The organism is Pseudomonas sp. SBT1-2, assembly GCF_028640875.1.
Classification (GTDB): domain Bacteria; phylum Pseudomonadota; class Gammaproteobacteria; order Pseudomonadales; family Pseudomonadaceae; genus Aquipseudomonas; species Aquipseudomonas chlororaphis_I.
In genome coordinates, this window is record NZ_JAQZAA010000055.1 from 1 (window position 1) to 20,782 (window position 20,782).

Consider the following 20,782-nt stretch of genomic DNA (forward strand, 5'->3'; position numbering starts at 1 on the left):
AGATCCTACGAGGTGTCAGGTTTAGCGGCCCTGCGGGCCGATCGCAGCCTCGCTGTGCTCGGCAGCGGCTACACAAAACGTGTTGCCTGACCGGCCAAATCCGTCCATCAACGGCCGTGTCCGGCAGAAGAGCCGTAGCGTGGCAAAAACAGCAAGCCTCGCCCGGCTTTGACTCTGTTCGGGCTTTGGCTGACGCGAGACAGCCGGCCTGGTTGAGAACGCGGGCCCTGTAGCCGCTGCCGAGCACAGCGAGGCTGCGATCGAGGCCGAAGGACTCGCCAGGCAGGCACCGCGCTTCCCCAGATCCTACGAGGTGTCAGGTTTAGCGGCCCTGCGGGCCGATCGCAGCCTCGCTGTGCTCGGCAGCGGCTACACAAAACGTGTTGCCTGAGCGACCAAATCCGTCCATCAACGGCCGTGTCCGGCAGAAGAGTCGTAGGGTGGCAAAAGCCGCAAGCTTCGCCCGGCTTTGGCTCTGTTCGGGCTTTGGCTGACGCGAGACAGCCGGCGTGGCTGAGAACGCGGGCCCTGTAGCCGCTGCCGAGCACAGCGAGGCTGCGATCGAGGCCGAAGGACTCGCCAGGCAGGCACCGCGTATCCCCAGATCCTACGAGGTGTCAGGTTTAGCGACCCTGCGGGCCGATCGCAGCCTCGCTGTGCTCGGCAGCGGCTACACAAAGCGTGTTGTCTGACCGACCAAATCCGTCCATCAACGGCCGTGTCTGGCAGAAGAGCCGTAGGGTGGCAAAAGCCGCAAGCTTCGCCCGGCGAAGGCTCTGTTTTGGCTTTGGCTTTTGATCTTGATCTTGATCTCTGACGCCCCGTTAACCACGCTGGCCGAACGGAGGTATTACGGAGCGGGTAAACCGGCAGGGATGCCGGTTTAGCCGCCCCGGGCCATGGATGGCCCGTGGCGGCGGCCCGCTCCGTAATGCCTTCGTTCGGGCACACCGAGCCTCAGCGAGGTGCCGAGTGGTGGGGCAAAGCGCTTTGGTTACTTTGGCGCTCTTCCAAAGTGACCCGCCGTAAGGGCGGAACCTTAGGTAGCCGTTACCGCAGCAACGGATATACACACCGCCTCACCCCCCACTCATATTCATAAACCGCACCAACTGCACCGTACCTCCGGGGCTAAAGTCGTGGCGCCATGGCTTGCGCCGCAAAGCCTGCTGCAAGGCATCGATCAACGGCTGATCGTCCAGCGGATACCGCCGCAGCAAACCGCGCAGGTCCAGGGCATCGTCCTGCCCCAGGCACAGCAACAGCTTGCCTTCGACCGTCATCCGCACCCGGTTGCAGCTGCCACAGAAGTTATGGCTGTTGGGCGAGATGAAACCGATGCGCGTCCGCGGATGGCGCTCCAGGCGCACGTAACGCGCCGGGCCGCCGCTGTTCTCGGTGCTGTCGAGCAAGGCATGGCGGCTGGCGATCAGCGCCCGCACCTCATCGCTGGAACAGAAAGACTCGCCCCGGGAACGGCCGACATCGCCCAGGGGCATTTCCTCGATAAAGCTGATGTCGATGCCCTGCTCAATGGCGTACCGCACCAGTTGCGGCACCTCCTCGAAGTTGCGGCCCTTCATCACCACGCAGTTGAGCTTGACCCGCTCGAACCCCGCCCCGCGCGCCACCTCGATGCCGCGCAGCACCGGGTCGAGATCGCCGTTGCGGGTGATGGCGCGAAACTTCTGCCCGTCCAGGCTATCGAGGCTGATGTTCATACGCTTGACCCCGGCCTCCGCCAGCGGCCTGGCCAGGCGTTCCAGTTGCGAGCCATTGCTGGTCATCACCAGTTCGCGCAGGCCCGGCAAGGCGGCGATGTTGCGGCACAGGTCGACGATGCCCGGGCGAATCAGCGGCTCGCCGCCGGTGAGGCGGATCTTGCGCACGCCCTGGCCGACGAACAGCGCCGCCAGCCGCTGCAGCTCCTCCAGGGTCAGCACCTGCTGGCGCGGCAGGAAGGTCATGTTCTTCGCCATGCAATACACACAGCGAAAATCGCAACGATCGGTCACCGACATCCGCAAGTAATCGATCTGCCGCCCGAAGCCGTCCCGCATCCCATTGCTCATGGCCTTCCCCTTACTGCACCAGCGGCGAGTCGGCGCCTTGCAGCTGAATGCCACGAATGTCCGCGGCGCCGATCAGGGTTTGCAGGTACTGCACCACAGCCTTCTGCCAGACGCCCTGTTGCAGCTGGTTGCGGATCGCCGTCGCCACCGCCTCGTAAGGCAAAGCCTGACCCTCGACCCGCTGATCGACGCTGACCACATGCCAGCCATAACGGCTTTCCAGCGGCTTGGCCGCCAGCCCCGTCGGCAGACCGAACAACTGGCGCTCCAGTTCCGGCACGGTCTGGCCCTTGCTGATCTGCCCCAGGGAGCCGCCCTGGGCCTTCGACGGGCAGGCCGAATACTTCAGCGCCAGGGCAGCGAAACTGTCGGGCTGCTCGTCCAGGCGTTGCAGCAAAATCTCCGCCTGGACCTGGGCCGTGCTGCGCGCGCCGGCATCGTCCGGCGCGCATTCGAGGAGGATGTGCCGCACCGCCAGCAACGGCGCGCTGTGAAAGCGCCCGCGGTTGTTGTCGTAGTAACGCCAGCACGTGGCCTCGTCGCACTCCGGCACCTGCACCTCGCGTTCGAGCAGCAAGCGGGTGGCGGCCTCCTCCTCGTTCTCGCCGGCGCCGATCTGCAACGTCAGGCCGAGTTCGGCGATGCGCTGCTGCAACAGCTCACGGATCACCAGCGCCCTGGCCGCCTGATACACCGCCTCCTCGCGGCTGGCCGCCGGGTGATATTGCAGCTCCTGGGCCATCGCCTGCGGGGTGATCTGCACCTGGTTGACGCTGATGATCGGCCACTCCTGCTCGCTGCTGGCGATCAGTTGCACAGGCGCCTCGTCAGCGGCCGCCGGCTCATGGCCCGGCGGCGTGAAAGCCTGCACGCCCGCCTCTACTTCACTCTCTGGCACCAGCGTTTCTTCGCGGGCCGAAGACCCGCAACCGCCGCTGCCGCCTTTACCGCCGCCACATCCACATCCAGACATGACTGCCTCCTCAGATTTTCTGCCGAACGATTTGATAACGCCGCCCCAGGTACCAGACCGGCGCGCTGACCATGTGCACCAGGCGGGTAAAGGGGAACAGCACGAACAGGGTCAGGCCGAGGAACACGTGCAGCTTGTAGGTCAGGCCGACCGGCGCGATGGCTGCCGCCGCGTCCATAGGCCGCAACATCACGGTGTTCTGCGCCCAGTCGGCGAGCATCACCATCACCGAGCCGTCCATGTGGGCGGTGGAGGCGACTATGGTCAAAAGGCCCAGCAGCAACTGCGCCAGCAGCACCAGCAGGATCAGGATGTCCGAAGGGCTGGAAGTGGCGCGCACCCGTGGATCGGTGAGGCGGCGCTTGATCAGCATCAGCAGACCGACCAGGCACAGCAGGCCGAAGAAACCGCCGGAGACCATCGCCAGCAACTGCTTGTGCTCGGTGCTGATCACATGGTGATAGACCGAGGCCGGGGTCAGCAGGCCGACGAAATGCCCGGCCAGCACAAACAACACGCCGACATGGAACAGGTTGCTGGCTACGCGCATGCCGCGGTTGTCGAGCATCTGGCTGGAGCCGGCCTTCCAGCTGTACTGCGACAGGTCGAAGCGCGCCCAACTGCCCAGCAGGCAGATCGCCAGGGCGACATAGGGATAGATCCCGAACACCAACAGATTCCACTTAGACATTGCCCACCTCCCCGGCTGGCGCGGCGGCCAGCCCCTGATGCTGAAAATCCACCCAGTGCAGCGGTACCGCGCTTTCCTCCCGGGGCTTGCCCGGCGCGCTTGGCATGGCGCTGCAACGTTCCTGCTGCTCGGCCTTGAGAAAGTCCACTGCCTCCTCTTCCCAGACCTTGTCCAGGGCTTCGAGGGAGTCGTCGCGCGGCTCGGCCGCCACCTGCTCGCGCAGGTCGGCCACCGCCTGGTGCGGCTCCTCGCCGGCGATCTGCAGCAAGGCTCGCAAGCAACTGGCGTAGGCGCTCTCGCGCTCCTCCAGGCGCGCCGCGAGCAAGGCCAAGAGGTGCGCGACATCGGCCAGGCCCTCGCGGGCCTCGAGGTCGTCGCGGGTGGAGAGGAACTCCAGGTACAGCGGGATGTAGTCCGGCAGCTCCTTGATGCCGATGGCAAAGCCGGCGGCTTCATACTGGGCGAGCATGTCGACCATGGCCTGGCCGCGGTCGCGGGACTCGCCGTGCACATGCTCGAACAGCAGCAGCGACAGCGAGCGGCCACGGCCGAACAGCGCGCCGTAATGCTCCTGGCCATCCATCAGGTCGTTGTTGCAGATCAGTTCCAGCAACTCGAACAGCGCGCCGCGCTGCTTCGGGCTGATTTCCCGGGCCTGGATGATCGCCTGCTCCAGTTCGTCGCGGCCCTCGACCAGGGTTGCGCTCGGGTAGTCGAGCAGCAGCGAAATCACTTTAAGGATGCGCATGCTCATTCCTCCCACAGCTGCACGGTTTTCAGGACGTCGCGGCGGTTGGCCTTCTTCGCCCCGAACATGTTGGTGTCGGAGCTGCCGCTGCAGCCGCTGCCAAAACTGAAGCCGCAACCGGAACGCTCGGCGAAGGCGTCGCTCATGGCCTCCTCGCGGTGTGCGCTGGGCACCACGTAACGGTCTTCGTAGTTGGCGATGGCCAGGTAGCGGTACATCTCCTCGACCTGGCTCACGCTCAGGCCGACATCCTCCAGCACCCGCAGGTCCTGCACGCCTTCGACCTGTTCGGCGCGCTTGTAGGCACGCATCGCCAGCAGGCGCTTGAGGGCGCGCTTGACCGGTTTCTCGTCGCCCGCGGTCAGCAGGTTGGCCAGGTAACGCAGGGGGATGCGTAGGCTGTCGACATCCGGGATCACCCCGTTCATACCCACGGTGCCGGCGGCCGCGGCGTTCTGGATCGGCGACAGCGGCGGCACGTACCAGACCATCGGCAAGGTGCGGTATTCCGGGTGCAGCGGCAGCGCCAGTTTCCAGTCGACCGCCATCTTGTACACCGGCGAACGCTGCGCGGCGTCGATCACCGACTGCGGCACCCCGTCTTCCAGGGCCTGGCGGATCACCGCCGGGTCATGCGGGTCGAGGAAGATCTCCAACTGCTTCTCGTACAGGTCCTGCTCGCTGGCGGTGCTCGCCACCTCGGCGATACGGTCGGCGTCATACAGCAGCACGCCGAGGTAGCGGATGCGCCCGACACAGGTCTCGGCGCACACGGTGGGCATGCCCGCCTCGATCCGTGGGTAGCAGAAGATGCACTTCTCCGACTTGCCGCTCTTCCAGTTGAAATAGATCTTCTTGTACGGGCAGCCGCTGATGCACATGCGCCAGCCGCGGCACTTCTCCTGGTCGATCAGGACGATGCCATCCTCCTCGCGCTTGTAGATCGCCCCGCTCGGGCAGGACGCCGCGCACGCCGGGTTAAGGCAGTGCTCGCACAGGCGCGGCAGGTACATCATGAAAGTGTTTTCGTACTCGCCGTAGATGTCCGCCTGGATCTGGTCGAAGTTCTGGTCCTTGCGCCGCTTGGCGAACTCGCTGCCGAGGATCTCCTCCCAGTTCGGCCCCCACTCGATCTTTTCCATGCGCTTGCCGGACACCACCGAACGCGGCCGCGCGGTCGGCTGGTGGTCGCCCAGGGGCGCGGTGTGCAGGTGCTGGTAGTCGAAGTCGAACGGCTCGTAGTAGTCGTCGAGGCTCGGCAGGTCGGGGTTGGCGAAGATGTTCGCCAGCACCCGGAACTTGCCGCCGATGCGTGGGTTGATCGAGCCGTTGGCGTTGCGCACCCAGCCGCCCTTCCACTTGTCCTGGTTTTCCCATTCTTTCGGGTAGCCGATCCCGGGCTTGCTCTCGACGTTGTTGAACCAGGCGTATTCCATGCCTTCGCGGCTGGTCCAGACGTTCTTGCAGGTGATCGAGCAGGTATGGCAGCCGATGCATTTGTCCAGGTTCAGGACCATGCCGATTTGTGAACGAATCTTCATGACAACTCCTCAATCCATCTCGGTCGGCAGAGGGCGTGGCAGCTCATCGCCGTCCGAGCCATCGAGCCAGTCGACGCGGGCCATCTTGCGCACCACGACGAATTCGTCGCGGTTGCAACCGACCGTGCCGTAATAGTTGAAACCGTAGGCCTGCTGGGCATAGCCGCCGATCATGTGGGTCGGCTTGAGCACCACCCGGGTCACCGAGTTGTGGTGGCCGCCGCGGGTCTTGGTGGTCTCGGAACCGGGCACGTTCACGATCCGTTCCTGGGCGTGGTACATCATCACCATGCCCTCCTTGACCCGCTGGCTGACCACCGCCCGGGCGGTCGCCGCGCCGTTGGCGTTGAAGCATTCGATCCAGTCGTTGTCCTCGATGCCGGCGCGTTGCGCGTCGATTTCCGAGAGCCAGACAATCGGCCCGCCACGGCTCAGGGTGAGCATCAGCAGGTTGTCGCTGTAGGTGCTGTGGATGCCCCACTTCTGGTGCGGGGTGATCCAGTTCAGGACGATCTCGGTGTGGCCGTTGGTGCGCTTGCCCTTCACCGCCTCGATGGTCCGGGTGTTGACCGGCGGCCGGTAACTCATCAGCTGTTCACCGAACGCCTGCATCCACGGATGGTCCTGGTAGAACTGCTGGCGACCGGTGATGGTGCGCCACGGGATGTTCTCGTGGACGTTGGTGTAGCCGGCGTTGTAGCTGACGTGATCGTCCTCCAGGCCCGACCAGGTGGGGCTGGAAATGATCTTGCGCGGCTGCGCCTGGATATCGCGGAAGCGGATCGCCTCGTGGGCCTTGGACAGCGCCAGGTGGCTGTGGTCGATGCCGGTGAACGCGGACAGCGCGGCCCAGGCCTTGAGCGCCACATGGCCGTTGGTTTCCGGGGCCAGGGACAGGATCACCTCGGCGGCGTCGATCGCCGTGTCGATCTTCGGCCGGCCCTGGCTGATGCCCGCCGCGCCTTCGCGGTAATTCAGCTCGCCAAGGAATTTCACCTCCTTGTCGGTGTTCCAGTTGATGCCCTTGCCGCCGTTGCCGAGTTTCTCCAGCAGCGGCCCGAGGGAGGTGAACTGCTTGTAGATGTTCGGGTAGTCGCGCTCCACCACTTGCAGGTTCGGCGCGTTCTTGCCCGGCTGCGGGGCCACGCCGGCGGTTTTCCAGTCGGTGCCGCCGAACGGCTGGGCCAGTTCGCCGACGCTGTCATGCATCAGCGGCACGGTGACCAGGTCCTGCTCCACCCCGAGGTGCCCCACCGCCATGCTGGAAAACGCCTTGGCGATGCCCTTGTAGATCTCCCAGTCGGAACGCGATTCCCAGGCCGGGTCGATGGCCGCCGACAGCGGGTGGATGAAGGGATGCATGTCCGAGGTGTTCATGTCGTCCTTCTCGTACCAGGTGGCGGTCGGCAGGACGATGTCGGAATACACGCAGGTCGAGGACATGCGGAAGTCCAGGGTGGTGACCAGGTCGAGCTTGCCGATGGCGCCCTCGTCCACCCATTCGGCCTCTTGCGGCTCGCAGTCGCCGACCTGGCCGATGTCCTCGTTCATCACCCCGTTACGGGTGCCGAGCAGGTACTTGAGCATGTACTCGTGGCCCTTGCCCGAGGAGCCCAGCAGGTTGGAACGCCAGATGAACATGTTGCGCGGGAAGTTCTGCGGGCTGTCCGGCTGTTCGCAGGCAAAACGCAGGCTGCCTTCGTGCAGGCTCTTGACCACATAGTCCTTGGGCGCCATGCCGGCTGCGGCGGCGTCGCGACAGATGTGCAGCGGGTTGGTATTGAGCTGCGGCGCGCTGGGCAGCCAGCCGGCGCGTTCGGCGCGGATGTTGTAGTCCAGGGCGTGCTCGGGGAACTGGCTCTTGTCGGCCAGCGGCGAGAGCACGTCGTGCATGCTCATCTTCTCGTGGCGCCATTGCGAGCTGTGGGCGTAGAAGAAGCTGGTGCCGTTCATCTGCCGTGGCGGACGGCTCCAGTCCAGGCCGAAGGCCAGGGGCAGCCAGCCGCATTGCGGACGGAGTTTTTCCTGGCCGACGTAGTGGGCCCAGCCGCCACCGGTCTGGCCGACGCAACCGCAGAGCATGAGCATGTTGATCAGCCCGCGGTAGTTCATGTCCATGTGGTACCAGTGGTTCATCGCCGCGCCGACGATGATCATCGAGCGGCCACGGGTCTTGTCGGCGTTGTCGGCGAACTCGCGGGCGATCTGGATCGCTTTCTCGCGGCTGACGCCGGTGATCTGCTCCTGCCAGGCCGGGGTGCCGGGCACGCTGGCGTCGTCGTAGTCCTTGGCCACGTTGGCGCCGCCCAGGCCACGGTCGATGGCCAGGTTGGCCGCCGACAGGTCGAACACCGTGGCGACCTTGACCTGGCTGCCGTCGGCCAGGGTCAGGCTGCGCACCGGCACCCGGCGGTATTGCACGGCATCGCCGGCCACGTGCTGGAAGTGCTCCTGGGTTTCGCCGGCGAAGTAGGGAAAGGCCACTTCGGCGACATCGCCACCGATCAGGCTCAGGTTCAGGTCGATCTCGCGGCCCTCGCCGCCTTCGCGGGCGAGGATGTTCCACTTGCCCTGCTCGCCCCAGCGATAGCCGATGGAGCCCTGGGGCGACACCAGCTCGCCGCTGGCGTCGATGGCGATGGTTTTCCACTCCGGGTTGTTGTCCTGGCCGAGGTTGCCGGCCAGGTCCGAGGCGCGCAGGAAGCGGTCCGGCTGGTAGCCGGCCCCCGGCGCGGTGCCGAGCATCGGCTTGAGCAGCACCAGCACCGGCAGGTCGGTGTAGCGCTTGGCGTACTCGGTGAAATAGGCGCTCGGGCGGTCGAGGTGGAACTCCTTGAAGATCACATGATTGAAGGCCTGGGCCAGCGCCGCGTCGGTGCCCTGCTTGGGGTTGAGCCAGAGGTCGGTGAGCTTGGCCACTTCCGAATAGTCCGGGGTGATGGCCACGGTCTTGGTGCCCTTGTAGCGCACCTCGGTGAAGAAGTGCGCGTCGGGGGTGCGGGTCTGCGGAACGTTGGAACCCCAGGCGATGATGTAGTTGGAGTTGTACCAGTCGGCCGATTCCGGCACGTCGGTCTGCTCGCCCCAGACCATAGGCGAAGCCGGCGGCAGGTCGCAGTACCAGTCGTAGAAGCTCAGGCAGGCGCCGCCGATCAGCGACAGGTAGCGGGCGCCGGCGGCGTAGCTGACCATCGACATGGCCGGGATCGGCGAGAAACCGACGACCCGGTCGGGGCCGTATTGCTTGATGGTGTAGACGTTGGCCGCGGCGATGATCTCGTTGACCTCATCCCAGCTGGAACGGATGAAGCCGCCCATGCCGCGCTTGCTCTTGTACGACTCGGCCTTGACCGGGTCCTCGACAATGCTCGCCCAGGCTTGCACCGGCGCCAGGCTCTGGCGCGCCTGGCGCCACAGTTTGAGCAGCGGCTTGCGGATCTTCGGGTACTTCAGGCGGTTGGCGCTGTAGATGTACCAGCTGTAGCTGGCGCCCCGCGGGCAGCCGCGCGGCTCGTGGTTGGGCAGGTCGTTGCGGGTGCGCGGGTAGTCGGTCTGCTGGGTTTCCCAGGTGATCAGGCCGTTCTTCACGTAGATCTTCCACGAGCAGGAACCGGTGCAGTTCACCCCGTGAGTGGAGCGCACGATCTTGTCGTACTGCCAGCGCGAGCGGTAGACGTTCTCCCAGTCGCGGGATTCCTTGCGGGTCTCCCCGTGGCCGTCGGCGAACTCGCTTTGCTTGCGGTTGAAGAACCGCAGTTGATCCAACAAATGACTCATGGTGCTTTCCTCTCAGGCTTGCCGCGGGGTTCTGTGCCCCGCCGGCAAGGTTTGGATTCGGGTCGTGTCAGCAGGGAGTCGCCGCGCCCTTGCGCGCGTACCACCACCAGGTCACCACAATGCAGCTCAGGTAAAAGCCGACGAACATGTAGAAGGCCATTTCCGGGCCGCCGGTCTGGGCCATGGAAGTGCCGAAGGATTTGGGGATGAAGAACGCGCCGAAGGCGCCCATGGCCGAGCTGAAGCCAAGGACCGCGGCCGACTCCTTGCCGGCGTTTTTCAGCGCCTGCTCGCGCACCGCCGAGCTTTGCCCGGCGGCGGCCTTTTCGTGCAGGGTGCGGAAGATCACCGGGATCATGCGGAAGGTGGAGCCGTTGCCGATGCCGGTGGTGATGAACAGCAGCATGAACAGGCCGAGGAAGCCGTAGAAGTTGCCGCCGGCGCCGTTGTGCGGAAGAAAATGAAGAACCCCGAAGACCATCACGATCATCGCCACGAAGTTCCACAAGGTGACCCGGGCACCGCCCAGCTTGTCCGCCAGCCAGCCACCCAGCGGCCGCACCAGGGCGCCCACCAGCGGGCCGAGGAAGGCGAATTTCAGCGCCACCACGTCCGGGAACGCGGTCTTGATCAGCAGCGGAAAGGCCGCCGAAAAGCCGATGAACGAACCGAAGGTCGCCAGGTACAGCCAGCACATCAGCCAGTTGTGCTTGCGCTTGAAGATCACCGCCTGCTCGCTGAACGAGGCCTTGGCGCTGGACAGGTCGTTCATGCCGAACCAGGCCAGCAGGGTCACCGCGATAATGAACGGCACCCAGAGGAAACCGGCGTTCTGCAGCCACAGCTGGCTACCATCGGCCAGCATCTGGGGCTGCCCGCCGAGCCAGCCGAACAGGCCGAAGGTGATCACCAGCGGCACGCAGAACTGCATCACCGACACCCCGAGGTTGCCCAGCCCGGCATTCAGGCCCAGGGCCGTGCCCTGCTGCGACTTGGGGTAGAAGAAGCTGATGTTGGACATGCTCGAGGCGAAGTTGCCGCCGCCGAAACCGCAGAGCAGCGCGATCAGCACGAATACGCTGTAGGGGGTGTTCGGGTCCTGCACGGCAAAGCCCATCCACAGCGACGGCAGCAGCAGCGAAGCAGTGCTCAGGGCGGTCCAGCGGCGGCCGCCGAAGATCGGCACCATGAACGAATAGAACACCCGCAAGGTGGCGCCGGACAGCCCCGGCAGCGCCGCCAGCCAGAACAGCTGGTCGGTGCTGAAGCTGAAGCCGATGGCGTTCAGGCGCACGATCACCGTGCTCCAGACCATCCACACGGCAAAGGCCAAGAGCAGCGCGGGAATCGAGATCCACAGGTTGCGGGTCGCTGTCTGCTTGCCGCTGCGCCCCCAGAAAGCGGGGTCTTCCGGGCGCCAGTCATGAATCACCGGGCCTGAATCGGGCTTGTTAAGAACCGACATGTTCTTCTCCTTGGGCAATGCTGGAAAACGGGGACGAGGTGGCCGGCGGCTGTTTGCCCAGCAGCGGGCGCTTGCGGATTTCGCTGAAGTACATCCAGGTGAGCGACACCCAGACCACGCCGTACATCAACATGAAGCAGGAAGAGCGCACGCCGGTGAGGTCCACCAGGGCGCCGAACAGGATCGGCAGGACGAAGCCGCCGAGGCCGCCGGCCAAGCCGACGATGCCGGACACCGCGCCCATGTTTTGTGGGTAGTCGTTGGCGATGTACTTGAACACCGAGGCCTTGCCGAAGGCGAAGGCGATGCCCATGACGAACAACAGCACGGTGAACAGCGCCGGGCTCAGGCCAATGTGGAAATCCAGGGTGCCGTCGACGGTGTGCACTTGCAGCTGGGTCTGCGGGTAGGACAGCAGGAACAGGCAGATCCAGCTGACCCAGAGCACCCACCAGGTCACGCTCTGGGCGCCCCAGCGGTCCGACATCCAGCCGCCGACGGCGCGCAGCACACCACCCGGCAGGGAGAAACAGGCGGCCAGCAGCGCCGCGCTCTGCAGGCTGAAACCGTATTCCTGCACGTAGTACTGGGTCATCCACAGCGCCAGGGCCACATAGCCGCCGAAGACGATCGAGTAGTACTGGCAGTAGCGCCACACCGCCGGGTCCTTCAGCGCGCCCAACTGCTCGCGCAGGGTGGCGCCGGAAGCGCTGCGGTGGGCCTTGTTGTCGGCGCTGAGGAACCAGAACAGCAGCGCGGTGATGAACAGGATGGCGCTGAAGGCCTTCGGCACCAGCTGCCAGCTGCCGGCGGCGATCAGCGCCGGGGCGAGGAACTTGGTCAGCGCGGCGCCGGCGTTACCGGCGCCGAAGATGCCCATGGCGAAGCCCTGGTTGTCCTGGTCGAACCACTTGGCGACGTAGGCGATGCCCACCGAAAACGAACCGCCTGCCAGGCCGACGAACAGGCCCAGGACCAGGAACTGCCAGTAGGCCGTGGCGTGACTGATCAGGTACAGCGGCAACACGCAGCACAGCATCAGCAGGAAGAACACGCTGCGCCCGCCAAAGCGGTCGGTCAGCAGGCCCAGCGGCAGGCGCGCCAGCGAACCGGTGAGCACCGGGGTGGCGGCCAGCAGGCCGAACTGGGTTTCGTTGAGCTGGAGCAGCTCCTTGATCGGCACCCCGAGCACCGCGAACATCATCCAGACCATGAAGCACACGGTGAAGGCCAGCGTACTCATGCCCAGCACCAGGCCTTGTCGCACACGCGGTTGGGTCATCTCGCTCTCCAGTCAGTCATTCATGGCCGCAGACTAGAGAGGCGAACCCGGTAAAAACTTGACCCGGGTCAATGAAGCCCGGGGCCTCACGGGCCTATGCTTGCGCCGCCTACCTCCAACGAGGTAGTGCCGAAAAACCTCTGAACCCTTTGTTTATCAGGCTCTTGCCTTGGCTCCACGAGGCGCTTGCACGGATCCGATGGACAACAACTCTTTAGAGGTAGAGCGCCAGGGACCGGCGGCAAAACCATCGCCAGCCGCCCCTGGAGCTTTCCATGCCAGCCCTCCTCTCTTTCATCCTCAGCCTGCTCAGCTGTGGCCCGCGCCCATGATCCGCTGGCTGCGCAGCTCCCTGCCCGCCCGCGCCGGCCTGGCGGTGATCCTGATCGCCGTGCTGGCGCTGGCCAGTTCCCTGAGCGCCGGGCTGATCGCCTGGTTCAGCCAGGGCGACGCGGCGGCCATCAATACCGCGGGCTCGGTGCGCATGGAGACCTACCACCTGAGCTGGAAGCTGGCCGCCGGCGCCAGCGCCGAAGACATCCAGCGTATCCGCCAGAGCCTGCAACAGCGCCTCGACAGCCAGTCGCTCAGGGCTGTGCTGGAAGACGGCGCCGATCCCGACCTGCTGGGCAGCTACCGGCAGATCCAGCAACGCTGGAACGACGAATTGCAGCCGGCCCTGGAACGCCAAGATGCCGCGGCGTTCCAGGCCCTGGCCCTGCCCTTCGTCGAACAGCTGAACCAGTTCGTCAGCCTGCTGCAACGCCAGAGCGAACATAAACAGACCTGGCAACAGCTGATCCAGGGCGCGGCGCTGTTCACCACCCTGTTCGTCCTGCTGCTGGGCCTGTACGAGCTGCAATACAGCGTGGTCACGCCGTTGCAGGAACTGGTGGAAGCCACCCAGGGTTTTCGTCGCGGCGAGTTCCAGGTGCGGGTCAACCACCAGTCCCAGGACGAACTGGGCCAGCTGGCCACCAGCTTCAACGCCATGGCCGAGACCATCGAGCAATCCCACCGCACCCTGGAAACCCTGGTGCGGCAAAAGACCCACAACCTGCAACAGGCCAATGCCGCCCTCGAGCTGCTGTATCAGAGCAGCCGCAGCCTGGCCACGCGGCTGGCCAACGCCGAAGGCCTGGACGAGTTGATCCGGCGCTTCCAGCAGCGCCTGCCGGGGCTGCGCCTGTCGCTGTGCCTGCAAGGCCAGTTGCAGGCCCCGGCGCAGCAGCTGATCGCCCTGCACGGCGCCAGCAGCCGGGATGTCTGCGCGGTCAGCGATTGCGCCAGCTGCCAGCGCCACCAGTCCATCAGCCGGCAGAGCTTCAGCATCAGCAACCAGGGCAGCGAACTGGGCGAGCTCAAGGCGCACTTCCTCGACGGCCATGCCCCGCAAGCCTGGGAAACCGAACTGATCCAGGCCCTGGCCAACCTGATCGGCACCTCGCTGTCGCTCAAGCGCCAGCGCGAACAGGACCATCGCCTGCTGCTGTTCGAAGAGCGCGCGATCATCGCCCGCGAGCTCCACGACTCCCTGGCCCAGGCCTTGTCCTACATGAAGCTGCAGGTCAGCCGCATGCAGACCCTGATGCGCCGTGGCGAACCGGTGAGTACCCTGGAAAACGTCACCGCCGAACTGCGCGAAGGGGTGAACAATGCCTACCGCCAGCTGCGCGAACTGCTGACCACCTTCCGCCTGCAGATCCACGATGCCGGGCTGGTGCGCGAGCTCGAAGCGACCACCGAGGAGTTCTCCCGTCGCGGCGATTTCCAGGTGCACCTGCAACTCGACAGCCTGGCTTTCGAGCTGTCGGCCAGCGAGCAGATCCACCTGTTGCAGATCACCCGCGAGGCGCTTTCCAACTGCCTGCGCCACGCCCACGCGGAAAATGTCTGGCTGCAACTGCGCCAGCACGGCGAAACCCTGCGCCTGTCGATCGAGGACGATGGCCGCGGCTTCAGCGGCGACCACGACACCAGCGGCAATCAACGCGAACACCACGGCCTGAACATCATGGATGAGCGGGCCCGCAGCCTGCATGGCCAGTTGCAGATTTTTTCCAGGACGCCCCAGGGCACCCTGGTGCAGATGGAATTCCGTCCGGAGTTTCTCGGAGTCCCCACAGAAGGTAGCGCCGCATGAACCCATACTCCACCTACCGGATCCTGCTGGTCGACGACCATCCGATGATGCGTCGCGGCATCCGCCAGATGCTCGAACTGGAAGACGACCTGCAGATCGTCGGCGAGGCCAGCCACGGCGAAGAAGCCCTGGGCCTGATCGAGCCGTTGCAGCCCGACCTGGTGCTGCTCGACAACAACATGCCGCAACTCAACGGCATCGAGACCCTGCGCCGCCTGCGGACCATGGACTATCGCGGCAAGGTGCTGCTGTTCACCGTGTCCGACGCCGAGGACGACATTCGCGACGCCCTGCGCCTGGACGCCGACGGCTACCTGCTCAAGGACATGGAACCCGAGCTGCTGATCCAGTACCTGCGCGATGCGCTGAACGGCGCCCTGGTAATCAGCCCGGGGCTGACCCGGGTCATGGCCCAGGCCCTGCGTTCACCGCCGCGCCAGCCGGAGGTCGAGCTGACCGAACGCGAGCGCCAGGTGCTCAAGACCATCGCCAGCGGCTACAGCAACAAGGTCATCGGCCACAAGCTGGGCATCACCGAAGGCACGGTCAAGGTCCATGTGAAGAACCTGCTGCACAAGCTCGGCCTGCGCTCGCGGGTCGAGGCCGCGGTGTGGGCCATGGAGCACCTGCGCAACGCCGGCTGAGCCGCGCCTCGCCCTCTGCCCCTTTAGAGGTAGGCCGGCGGAGGCATAGGCCATGGCAGCCCCGCGCTCTACCATGGCCGGCAGCGGAGGTATCCATGCTGACCCACCCTTCCATCGTGCTGTTCCTGCGGCGCCATCATCTGTTCAGCCAGTTGCCGGACAAGGTCTTCGAGGAGGTCTGCGCCCAGGCCATGCTCAGGCGCCTGCCCAGCCACAACACCCTGATGCACCAGGGCGACCCGGCCAAGCGCTTTTTCCTGTTGGTCAGCGGCCAGGTCAAGCTGTACCGCATCAGCGGCGAAGGCCAGGAAAACCTGGTGGAAATCATCCAGCCCGGGCAGACCTTCGCCGAGGCCCTGCTGTTCAGCCAGGCGCGCTTCTACCCGGTGAACGCCAGCGCGCTGAAAGACAGCGTGCTGATCAGCATCGACGGCAACCATTACCGCCACGCCCTGGAGGACCAGCCCCAGGTGTGCCTGGCAATCCTGGCGAGCATGAGCGTGCACCTGCACCAGCGCCTCAAGGACATCGACACCCTGACCCTGGGCAGCGCCAGCCGGCGGGTGGTGAATTTCCTGTTGCAGGAACGCGACCCGCTCAGCGGCGAGGTGGTGCTGCAGGTGTCCAAGCGCCTGGTGGCCTCGAAGCTGGGGATCCAGCCCGAGACCTTCTCGCGCATCCTCCATCGCCTGGTGGACAGCGGCCTGATCGCCATGGAACGGCGCACTATCCTGATCCTCGGCGCCGAGCAACTAGCCACCTACCAGGGCTGACCCCAATCGGTGAACACCGCCCCTGTAGGAGTGCAGCTTGCGCGCGATGAACCTGAGGGCAATGCGGGGTGTCAGGTTGCGCGCGTCATCGTTGACGACCATCGCGAGCAAGCTGCGCTCCTACAGGGGGTAGCCGGAGCCGCACACGGTCTTGTAGTCGCTACCCAGCGCAGCGAGGCTGCGAACGAGGACTGGCCGGACACCTGTAGGAGCGCAGCTTGCTCGCGAGGCGTCGTCTCAGGCACGCCGCGTTATCCCGGTCGCCGGCGCCTGCAAAAGGCATTGCCCGGCGCCCCCGTGACTCAACGCGCCGCCAGCCCCTTCCCCGCCCGTTCCAGGCCGCGCCACAGCCAGACCGGCAACACATCCGGGTCGAGGCTGTCGATCAGGTTCTTCAGGGTCAGGCCCAGTTCGGTATCGCCCTCGATCACCAGGCGCCGGCGGAAGAACAGGGTGTCCGGGTCTTCCTGGCGGCTGGCCAGCAGCAGGAACTCGCGCCAGTTGCCGCTGATGGTCACGTCGGCCCGGGCCCGCGCGGCGATGCGCAGGCCGTCGCGGTCGCGGGTCAGGTACCAGGCCAGGCCCAGGTCGGGAATGCGCAGGCACAACCAGCGCCGGCGCAGCAGGTCGAATTCGCCGGCGCGCAGCGGCTCGGCCAGGCAGCGGTTGAGCCCCTGCTGCAAGGCCAGGCGCTGCACGCCGAACGGCACCCGCCGCAGCCATGGCAGCAGCCGGTCGGCGCTGCGCAGCAGCCATTCCTTGCGTTTGGATTTGCCACTCAGCACAGGCCCACCTCCTCGACGCGCAACATCCCGGCCTGGCCATGCCAGTAACCGTTGCAGCCCTCGACGAACAGCGGTGGCGTCGCGCCCTGGCGCACCCGCTGATAGGCCTCGATCACCTCGCCCATGCCCTGGGCCCGCGGGCTCAGGCGCAGCAGGTCGGCGCCGCAGGCCACCAGCCCGGCGTAGTCCGCCAGCAGATTGGTGACCTCCGCCGACATAGTCTGGATGCCATTAAGGGTGAACAGCGCCTGGCCTTCCTGGCTGCTCAGCGCCAGGCCGTCGGGGTACTGGATGCAGCAGAACTGGCAGTCATCCTTGGGCCGGTCCTGGGCCCGGGCGGTGAAGCAGCGCGCGGAATACGCCAGCGGCAGATGCCCATAGGCGAAGACTTCGACCTCGGGCACGGCCTGGCCCAATTCCCGTACCTGATCCAGCACCGCGCGGATCAGCGTCGCCGAACATTCCACCGGCGGCACCCAGCGCATCATCCCGCAGGCCTGCAACTGCGCCAGGGCGTGGCCGTTGTACAGGTTGAGCGCCGGGCCACCGACGAACGGCAGCTTGCGCTCGGCGAGGAACTGCACCGCGCCCATGTCGTTGGCCTCCACCAGCAGCTCGCCGTTGTCGCACAGGCGCCGCAGGCTGGACAGCTCCGAGGCGGCTTCGATCAGGGTCAGGCTGGACAGCACGATCTGCGCCTGGCTACAGCCCTGCAGTTCGCGCCCCAGGCCCAGCCACTGGTCCAGGGACAAGGCCCGGCGTTTCGAACAGACGGTTTCCCCCAGGTAAATCACATCCAGGGGCAAGGCCGACATCTCGGCATAGAAACGCCCCAATTGTTCCTTGTCCCAGTAGAACAGGACGGGGCCCAGGCTGAGCTTCATCGCGAACTCCTCATTGCCATGATCGGTGGTAGGCACCCAGGGTGGTCTGGCTGCCCTCGGACAGAGCGGCCAGCACCAGGCGCCACTGGTCCTTGACCGCAAAATTCGCGGGCGCGGCGCGATGGGCATCCAGCGCCGCGCGCCAGACCCGGGTGACCTGCTCGACATAGGCCGGGCTGCGCTGGCGGCCTTCGATCTTCACCGCCTCGACGCCAATGGCCGCCAGCTCCGGCAGCAGGTCCAGGGTGTCGAGGCTGGTGGGTTCCTCCAGGGCATGGAAGCGCCTGCCTTCGACCAGGAAGCGCCCCTTGCACAGGGTCGGGTAGCCGGCCGCTTCGTTATCGCTGTAGCGGTCGATCAGCACTTCGCTGAGACGGGCGCTCAAGCCTTCGGCGTCCTCGCTCCAGCGCACCGCCTTGGCCGGCGAGCAGACGCCGCACAGGTTCGGCGACTCGCCGGTGATGTAGGAAGACAGGTGGCAGCGCCCCTCGGCCATGATGCACAGGCTGCCAAAGGCGAACACCTCGATCGGCACCGTGCTGCTGGCCGCCACCTGGCGCACCTGGGCCAGCGACAGTACCCGCGGCAGCACCGCGCGGCGGATGTTGTAGTGCTGGGCGTAGAACGCCAGGGCGCTGGCATTGGTCGCCGAGCCCTGCACCGACAGGTGCAGGTTCAATTGCGGGTGGCGCTGGCTGGCATAGGCCAGGACCCCGGGATCGGCGGCGATCAGCGCGTCGACCCCATGATCGGCGGCGCGGTCCACCGCCCGTTGCCAGCGCGCCCAGCCCTGGGGCTGGGGGTAGGTGTTGACCGCCACATAGAGTTTGCGTTGGTGCTGGCGGATGTGCGCGACCGCCGCGTCGAACTGCTTGTCGTCCATGTTCAGGCCGGCGAAATGCCGGGCGTTGGTGTCGTCGCGAAAGCCGACGTAGACGGCATCGGCGCCTTGGCGCACCGCCGCTTTCAGCGCAGGCAGGTTGCCTGCGGGGCAGACCAGTTGCATGGGGGTTCCTCATCAAAGAACGCGCCGGGACGACGCGTATGCTGCGATCGGAAATGCGCTGCCAGTCTAGCCAGACCGGCAGCCACGGCCTTGACCACAATCAATTGCCGTCACTGCATCAGCTCGGCGAACGACAGGAAGGGCACAGGGTCGCCCACCTGCACCTGACGCTCACATTCCACCAGCGCCAGGCCATCGGCCCAGCAGGCGGCGCTGAGCATCGCCGAGCTTTGCTGGGGGTGCAGTTGCACGCTGGTCTGGGCATCCTCGCCGGGCACCAGGCGGGCACGCAGATACTGGCGGCGCCGGTTGCGCTGCAGCCACTCGAAACCCGCCGGCAACGCCAGGGGCCGCGGCAACACATCCGTCACGCCCTGGGCCCGCAGCAGGAACGGCCGCACCACCACCAGCGCGGTCACCAGCGCCGCTGAGGGATTGCCCGGCATGCCGATCCACGGCTTGCCGGCCACTTCGCCAAAGGCCAGGGGCTTGCCCGGCTGGATCGCCAGGCGCCAGAAATCCACGTGGCCCAGCTCTTCGATCGCCTGCTTGAGGTGGTCTTCCTCGCCGACCGAGACCCCGCCCGAGGTCAGCAGCAGGTCGCACTCCGACGAGGCCAGGCTCAAGGCGTGGCGGCTGGCCGCCAGCTCATCGGCCATCACCCCGTAGTCGTGCACCTCGACGCCCCAACCGCGCAGCAGCGCCGACAGGCAATACCGATTGCTGTTGTAGATCTGCCCCGGCGCCAGGGGCTGGCCGGGCTCGCGCAGCTCGTCGCCGCTGCTCAGCAGGCACACGCGCAGCGGCCGATAGACCTCGACCCGGGCGATCCCGGCAGCGGCCAGCAACCCCAATTCCTGGGCGCGCAGGCGCTTGCCGGCCTTGAGCAACAGCTCGCCGCGAGCCACCTCCTCGCCCTGCCGGCGCACGTGATCGCCTACCGTCACCGGCGGCAAGCAGAGCTGCCCGTCCTCGACCCGGCAGCTCTCCTGGGGCACCACCGTATCGGCCCCCGGCGGCAAGGGCGCGCCGGTGAAGATGCGCACCGCCTGCCCCGCCGCCAAGGGTGTGTCCGCCGCCTGCCCGGCGGCGATCCGCCCGCCCAGGGTCAGGCGGCCACCAGCAGGCGGCAGGTCGGCAGCGCGCAAGGCGTAGCCGTCCATGGCGCTGTTGTCCCAGCCGGGCAGGTTCAGTGGCGAATGGATGTCCGCCGCCAGCACCCGGCCCAGGGCCTGCTCCAGGGCGATGTCCTGGGTCGTGGGCGGTGGTGGCACCTGGTCCAGCAGATGGGCGATGGCCTGGTCCACCGGGATCAGTTGGCCGCTGTCGCAGCCACAGCCGGTCACGGCCGCACCCCACAGGCCTCGATCTGCTGCCCTGGCGCCTGATGGGGCTGCGGCTTGAGATGGGGGGCGAAATTGCACGGGCCGGTGCGGCTGTCCAGCTGCGGACGCAGGATCATGTTCCAGGCGGTGCGGCAGGCCCCCGGCGAGCCCGGCACGCACACCACCAGCACGCCGTTGCTGACCCCGGCCAGGGCCCGCGACTGCAGGCTGGACATGCCGATTTCCTCCACCGACACCTGGCGGAACAGCTCGCCGAAACCTTCCACATGCTTGTCCAGCAGCGGCATTACCGCCTGGGGCGTGTTGTCCCGCGCGGTGAAGCCGGTGCCGCCGGTCATCAGCACCACCTGCACCTCGGGGTCGGCGATCCACTGCGAGACACGGGCGCGGATCTGGTAGATGTCGTCCGGCACCAGGCCGCGATCGACCAGCACATGGCCGGCGGCCTGCAACAGGTCGCTGAGGGTCTGGCCCGAGGTGTCGGTGTCCAGGGTGCGCGTATCGCTGATGGTCAGCACGGCGATGTTCAGGGGGTGAAACGTGCGTTGCGCCAGATGGGCCATATCCAAGCCTTCCCGTGAATGAGATAGGCCCCAGCCTGAACCGAATCCTTGGAGGAACCTATTCCTCCAAGGAGGTACCTCGACGGGGC

General features: G+C 66.1%; 16 protein-coding genes. 3 read left to right on the plus strand and 13 right to left on the minus strand.

The window, feature by feature from the left end; translation table 11 throughout:
• Positions 1-1,079 precede the first annotated feature (1,079 nt).
• The 8 genes from moaA to PVZ78_RS06900 form a co-directional block, all read right to left on the minus strand.
• Positions 1,080-2,072 carry a GTP 3',8-cyclase MoaA gene (moaA, locus tag PVZ78_RS06865; protein ID WP_135006688.1) on the minus strand — a complete coding sequence of 331 codons (993 nt, stop codon included), beginning with the start codon at positions 2,070-2,072 and terminating at the stop codon, positions 1,080-1,082.
• 10 nt (positions 2,073-2,082) lie between these two features.
• Positions 2,083-3,045, minus strand: coding sequence for a peptidylprolyl isomerase (locus tag PVZ78_RS06870; RefSeq protein WP_273828426.1), 963 nt, complete (start codon positions 3,043-3,045; stop codon positions 2,083-2,085).
• A gap of 10 nt (positions 3,046-3,055) precedes the next feature.
• Positions 3,056-3,736 carry a respiratory nitrate reductase subunit gamma gene (narI, locus tag PVZ78_RS06875; RefSeq protein ID WP_029527057.1) on the minus strand — a complete coding sequence of 227 codons (681 nt, stop codon included), beginning with the start codon at positions 3,734-3,736 and terminating at the stop codon, positions 3,056-3,058.
• The gene (narJ, locus tag PVZ78_RS06880; protein ID WP_039968062.1) at positions 3,729-4,484 is read right to left on the minus strand and encodes a nitrate reductase molybdenum cofactor assembly chaperone; all 756 of its coding nucleotides are present in this window, start codon (positions 4,482-4,484) and stop codon (positions 3,729-3,731) included. Before narJ ends, narI begins: the two co-directional genes overlap by 8 nt.
• A 2-nt stretch (positions 4,485-4,486) precedes the next feature.
• Positions 4,487-6,025 (minus strand): nitrate reductase subunit beta, encoded by a 1,539-nt coding sequence (gene narH / locus PVZ78_RS06885; protein WP_273828427.1) that lies wholly within the window; start codon positions 6,023-6,025, stop codon positions 4,487-4,489.
• 9 nt (positions 6,026-6,034) lie between these two features.
• On the minus strand, positions 6,035-9,802 hold the full coding sequence (locus tag PVZ78_RS06890; RefSeq protein ID WP_273828428.1) for a nitrate reductase subunit alpha: 3,768 nt from the start codon (positions 9,800-9,802) through the stop codon (positions 6,035-6,037).
• Positions 9,803-9,869: 67 nt separating this feature from the next.
• Complete coding sequence (locus PVZ78_RS06895; RefSeq protein WP_273828429.1) at positions 9,870-11,267, minus strand: NarK family nitrate/nitrite MFS transporter; 1,398 nt, start codon at positions 11,265-11,267, stop codon at positions 9,870-9,872.
• Entirely contained in the window at positions 11,254-12,549 is a 1,296-nt protein-coding gene (locus PVZ78_RS06900) for an MFS transporter (RefSeq protein ID WP_016704271.1), read from the minus strand. Before PVZ78_RS06900 ends, PVZ78_RS06895 begins: the two co-directional genes overlap by 14 nt.
• A gap of 328 nt (positions 12,550-12,877) precedes the next feature.
• On the opposite strand from PVZ78_RS06900, the gene PVZ78_RS06905 reads away from it, so the two are divergent.
• The 3 genes from PVZ78_RS06905 (at position 12,878) to PVZ78_RS06915 (ending at position 16,109) form a co-directional block, all read left to right on the plus strand.
• Positions 12,878-14,692: a HAMP domain-containing protein gene (locus tag PVZ78_RS06905; RefSeq protein WP_273828430.1), complete on the plus strand. Its 1,815-nt coding sequence runs from the start codon at positions 12,878-12,880 to the stop codon at positions 14,690-14,692.
• Positions 14,689-15,336 carry a two-component system response regulator NarL gene (gene narL, locus PVZ78_RS06910; protein WP_273828431.1) on the plus strand — a complete coding sequence of 216 codons (648 nt, stop codon included), beginning with the start codon at positions 14,689-14,691 and terminating at the stop codon, positions 15,334-15,336. Before PVZ78_RS06905 ends, narL begins: the two co-directional genes overlap by 4 nt.
• A 95-nt stretch (positions 15,337-15,431) precedes the next feature.
• Positions 15,432-16,109: a Crp/Fnr family transcriptional regulator gene (locus tag PVZ78_RS06915; protein ID WP_009049453.1), complete on the plus strand. Its 678-nt coding sequence runs from the start codon at positions 15,432-15,434 to the stop codon at positions 16,107-16,109.
• Positions 16,110-16,411: 302 nt separating this feature from the next.
• Here the strand turns inward: PVZ78_RS06915 and ubiT are convergent, their stop codons facing one another.
• The 5 genes from ubiT to moaB all read right to left on the minus strand — a co-directional run bounded on the left by ubiT (position 16,412) and on the right by moaB (position 20,693).
• Positions 16,412-16,894 (minus strand): ubiquinone anaerobic biosynthesis accessory factor UbiT, encoded by a 483-nt coding sequence (ubiT, locus tag PVZ78_RS06920; protein ID WP_124355125.1) that lies wholly within the window; start codon positions 16,892-16,894, stop codon positions 16,412-16,414.
• Positions 16,888-17,778, minus strand: a complete 891-nt coding sequence (locus PVZ78_RS06925; protein ID WP_273828432.1) for a U32 family peptidase — start codon at positions 17,776-17,778, stop codon at positions 16,888-16,890. The genes ubiT and PVZ78_RS06925 overlap by 7 nt, the downstream gene beginning before the upstream one ends.
• Before the next feature lie 10 nt (positions 17,779-17,788).
• Positions 17,789-18,784: a ubiquinone anaerobic biosynthesis protein UbiU gene (ubiU, locus tag PVZ78_RS06930; RefSeq protein ID WP_028682735.1), complete on the minus strand. Its 996-nt coding sequence runs from the start codon at positions 18,782-18,784 to the stop codon at positions 17,789-17,791.
• 110 nt (positions 18,785-18,894) lie between these two features.
• Positions 18,895-20,130, minus strand: a complete 1,236-nt coding sequence (locus PVZ78_RS06935) for a molybdopterin molybdotransferase MoeA (protein ID WP_273828433.1) — start codon at positions 20,128-20,130, stop codon at positions 18,895-18,897.
• Positions 20,127-20,693 (minus strand): molybdenum cofactor biosynthesis protein B, encoded by a 567-nt coding sequence (moaB, locus tag PVZ78_RS06940; RefSeq protein WP_009049458.1) that lies wholly within the window; start codon positions 20,691-20,693, stop codon positions 20,127-20,129. The genes PVZ78_RS06935 and moaB overlap by 4 nt, the downstream gene beginning before the upstream one ends.
• Between the last annotated feature and the right edge of the window lie 89 nt (positions 20,694-20,782).

Bases quoted from the DNA above. Each gene is read 5' to 3' on its own strand.
- narH (WP_273828427.1), bottom strand. From the start codon at position 6,025: ATGAAGATTCGTTCACAAATCGGCATGGTCCTGAACCTGGACAAATGC.
- PVZ78_RS06905 (WP_273828430.1), top strand. From the start codon at position 12,878: ATGATCCGCTGGCTGCGCAGCTCCCTGCCCGCCCGCGCCGGCCTGGCG.
- PVZ78_RS06900 (WP_016704271.1), bottom strand. From the start codon at position 12,549: ATGACCCAACCGCGTGTGCGACAAGGCCTGGTGCTGGGCATGAGTACG.
- PVZ78_RS06890 (WP_273828428.1), bottom strand. From the start codon at position 9,802: ATGAGTCATTTGTTGGATCAACTGCGGTTCTTCAACCGCAAGCAAAGC.
- PVZ78_RS06915 (WP_009049453.1), top strand. From the start codon at position 15,432: ATGCTGACCCACCCTTCCATCGTGCTGTTCCTGCGGCGCCATCATCTG.
- PVZ78_RS06895 (WP_273828429.1), bottom strand. From the start codon at position 11,267: ATGTCGGTTCTTAACAAGCCCGATTCAGGCCCGGTGATTCATGACTGG.
- PVZ78_RS06870 (WP_273828426.1), bottom strand. From the start codon at position 3,045: ATGTCTGGATGTGGATGTGGCGGCGGTAAAGGCGGCAGCGGCGGTTGC.
- PVZ78_RS06925 (WP_273828432.1), bottom strand. From the start codon at position 17,778: ATGAAGCTCAGCCTGGGCCCCGTCCTGTTCTACTGGGACAAGGAACAA.
- narL (WP_273828431.1), top strand. From the start codon at position 14,689: ATGAACCCATACTCCACCTACCGGATCCTGCTGGTCGACGACCATCCG.
- ubiU (WP_028682735.1), bottom strand. From the start codon at position 18,784: ATGCAACTGGTCTGCCCCGCAGGCAACCTGCCTGCGCTGAAAGCGGCG.
- moaA (WP_135006688.1), bottom strand. From the start codon at position 2,072: ATGAGCAATGGGATGCGGGACGGCTTCGGGCGGCAGATCGATTACTTG.
- moaB (WP_009049458.1), bottom strand. From the start codon at position 20,693: ATGGCCCATCTGGCGCAACGCACGTTTCACCCCCTGAACATCGCCGTG.
- narJ (WP_039968062.1), bottom strand. From the start codon at position 4,484: ATGCGCATCCTTAAAGTGATTTCGCTGCTGCTCGACTACCCGAGCGCA.
- narI (WP_029527057.1), bottom strand. From the start codon at position 3,736: ATGTCTAAGTGGAATCTGTTGGTGTTCGGGATCTATCCCTATGTCGCC.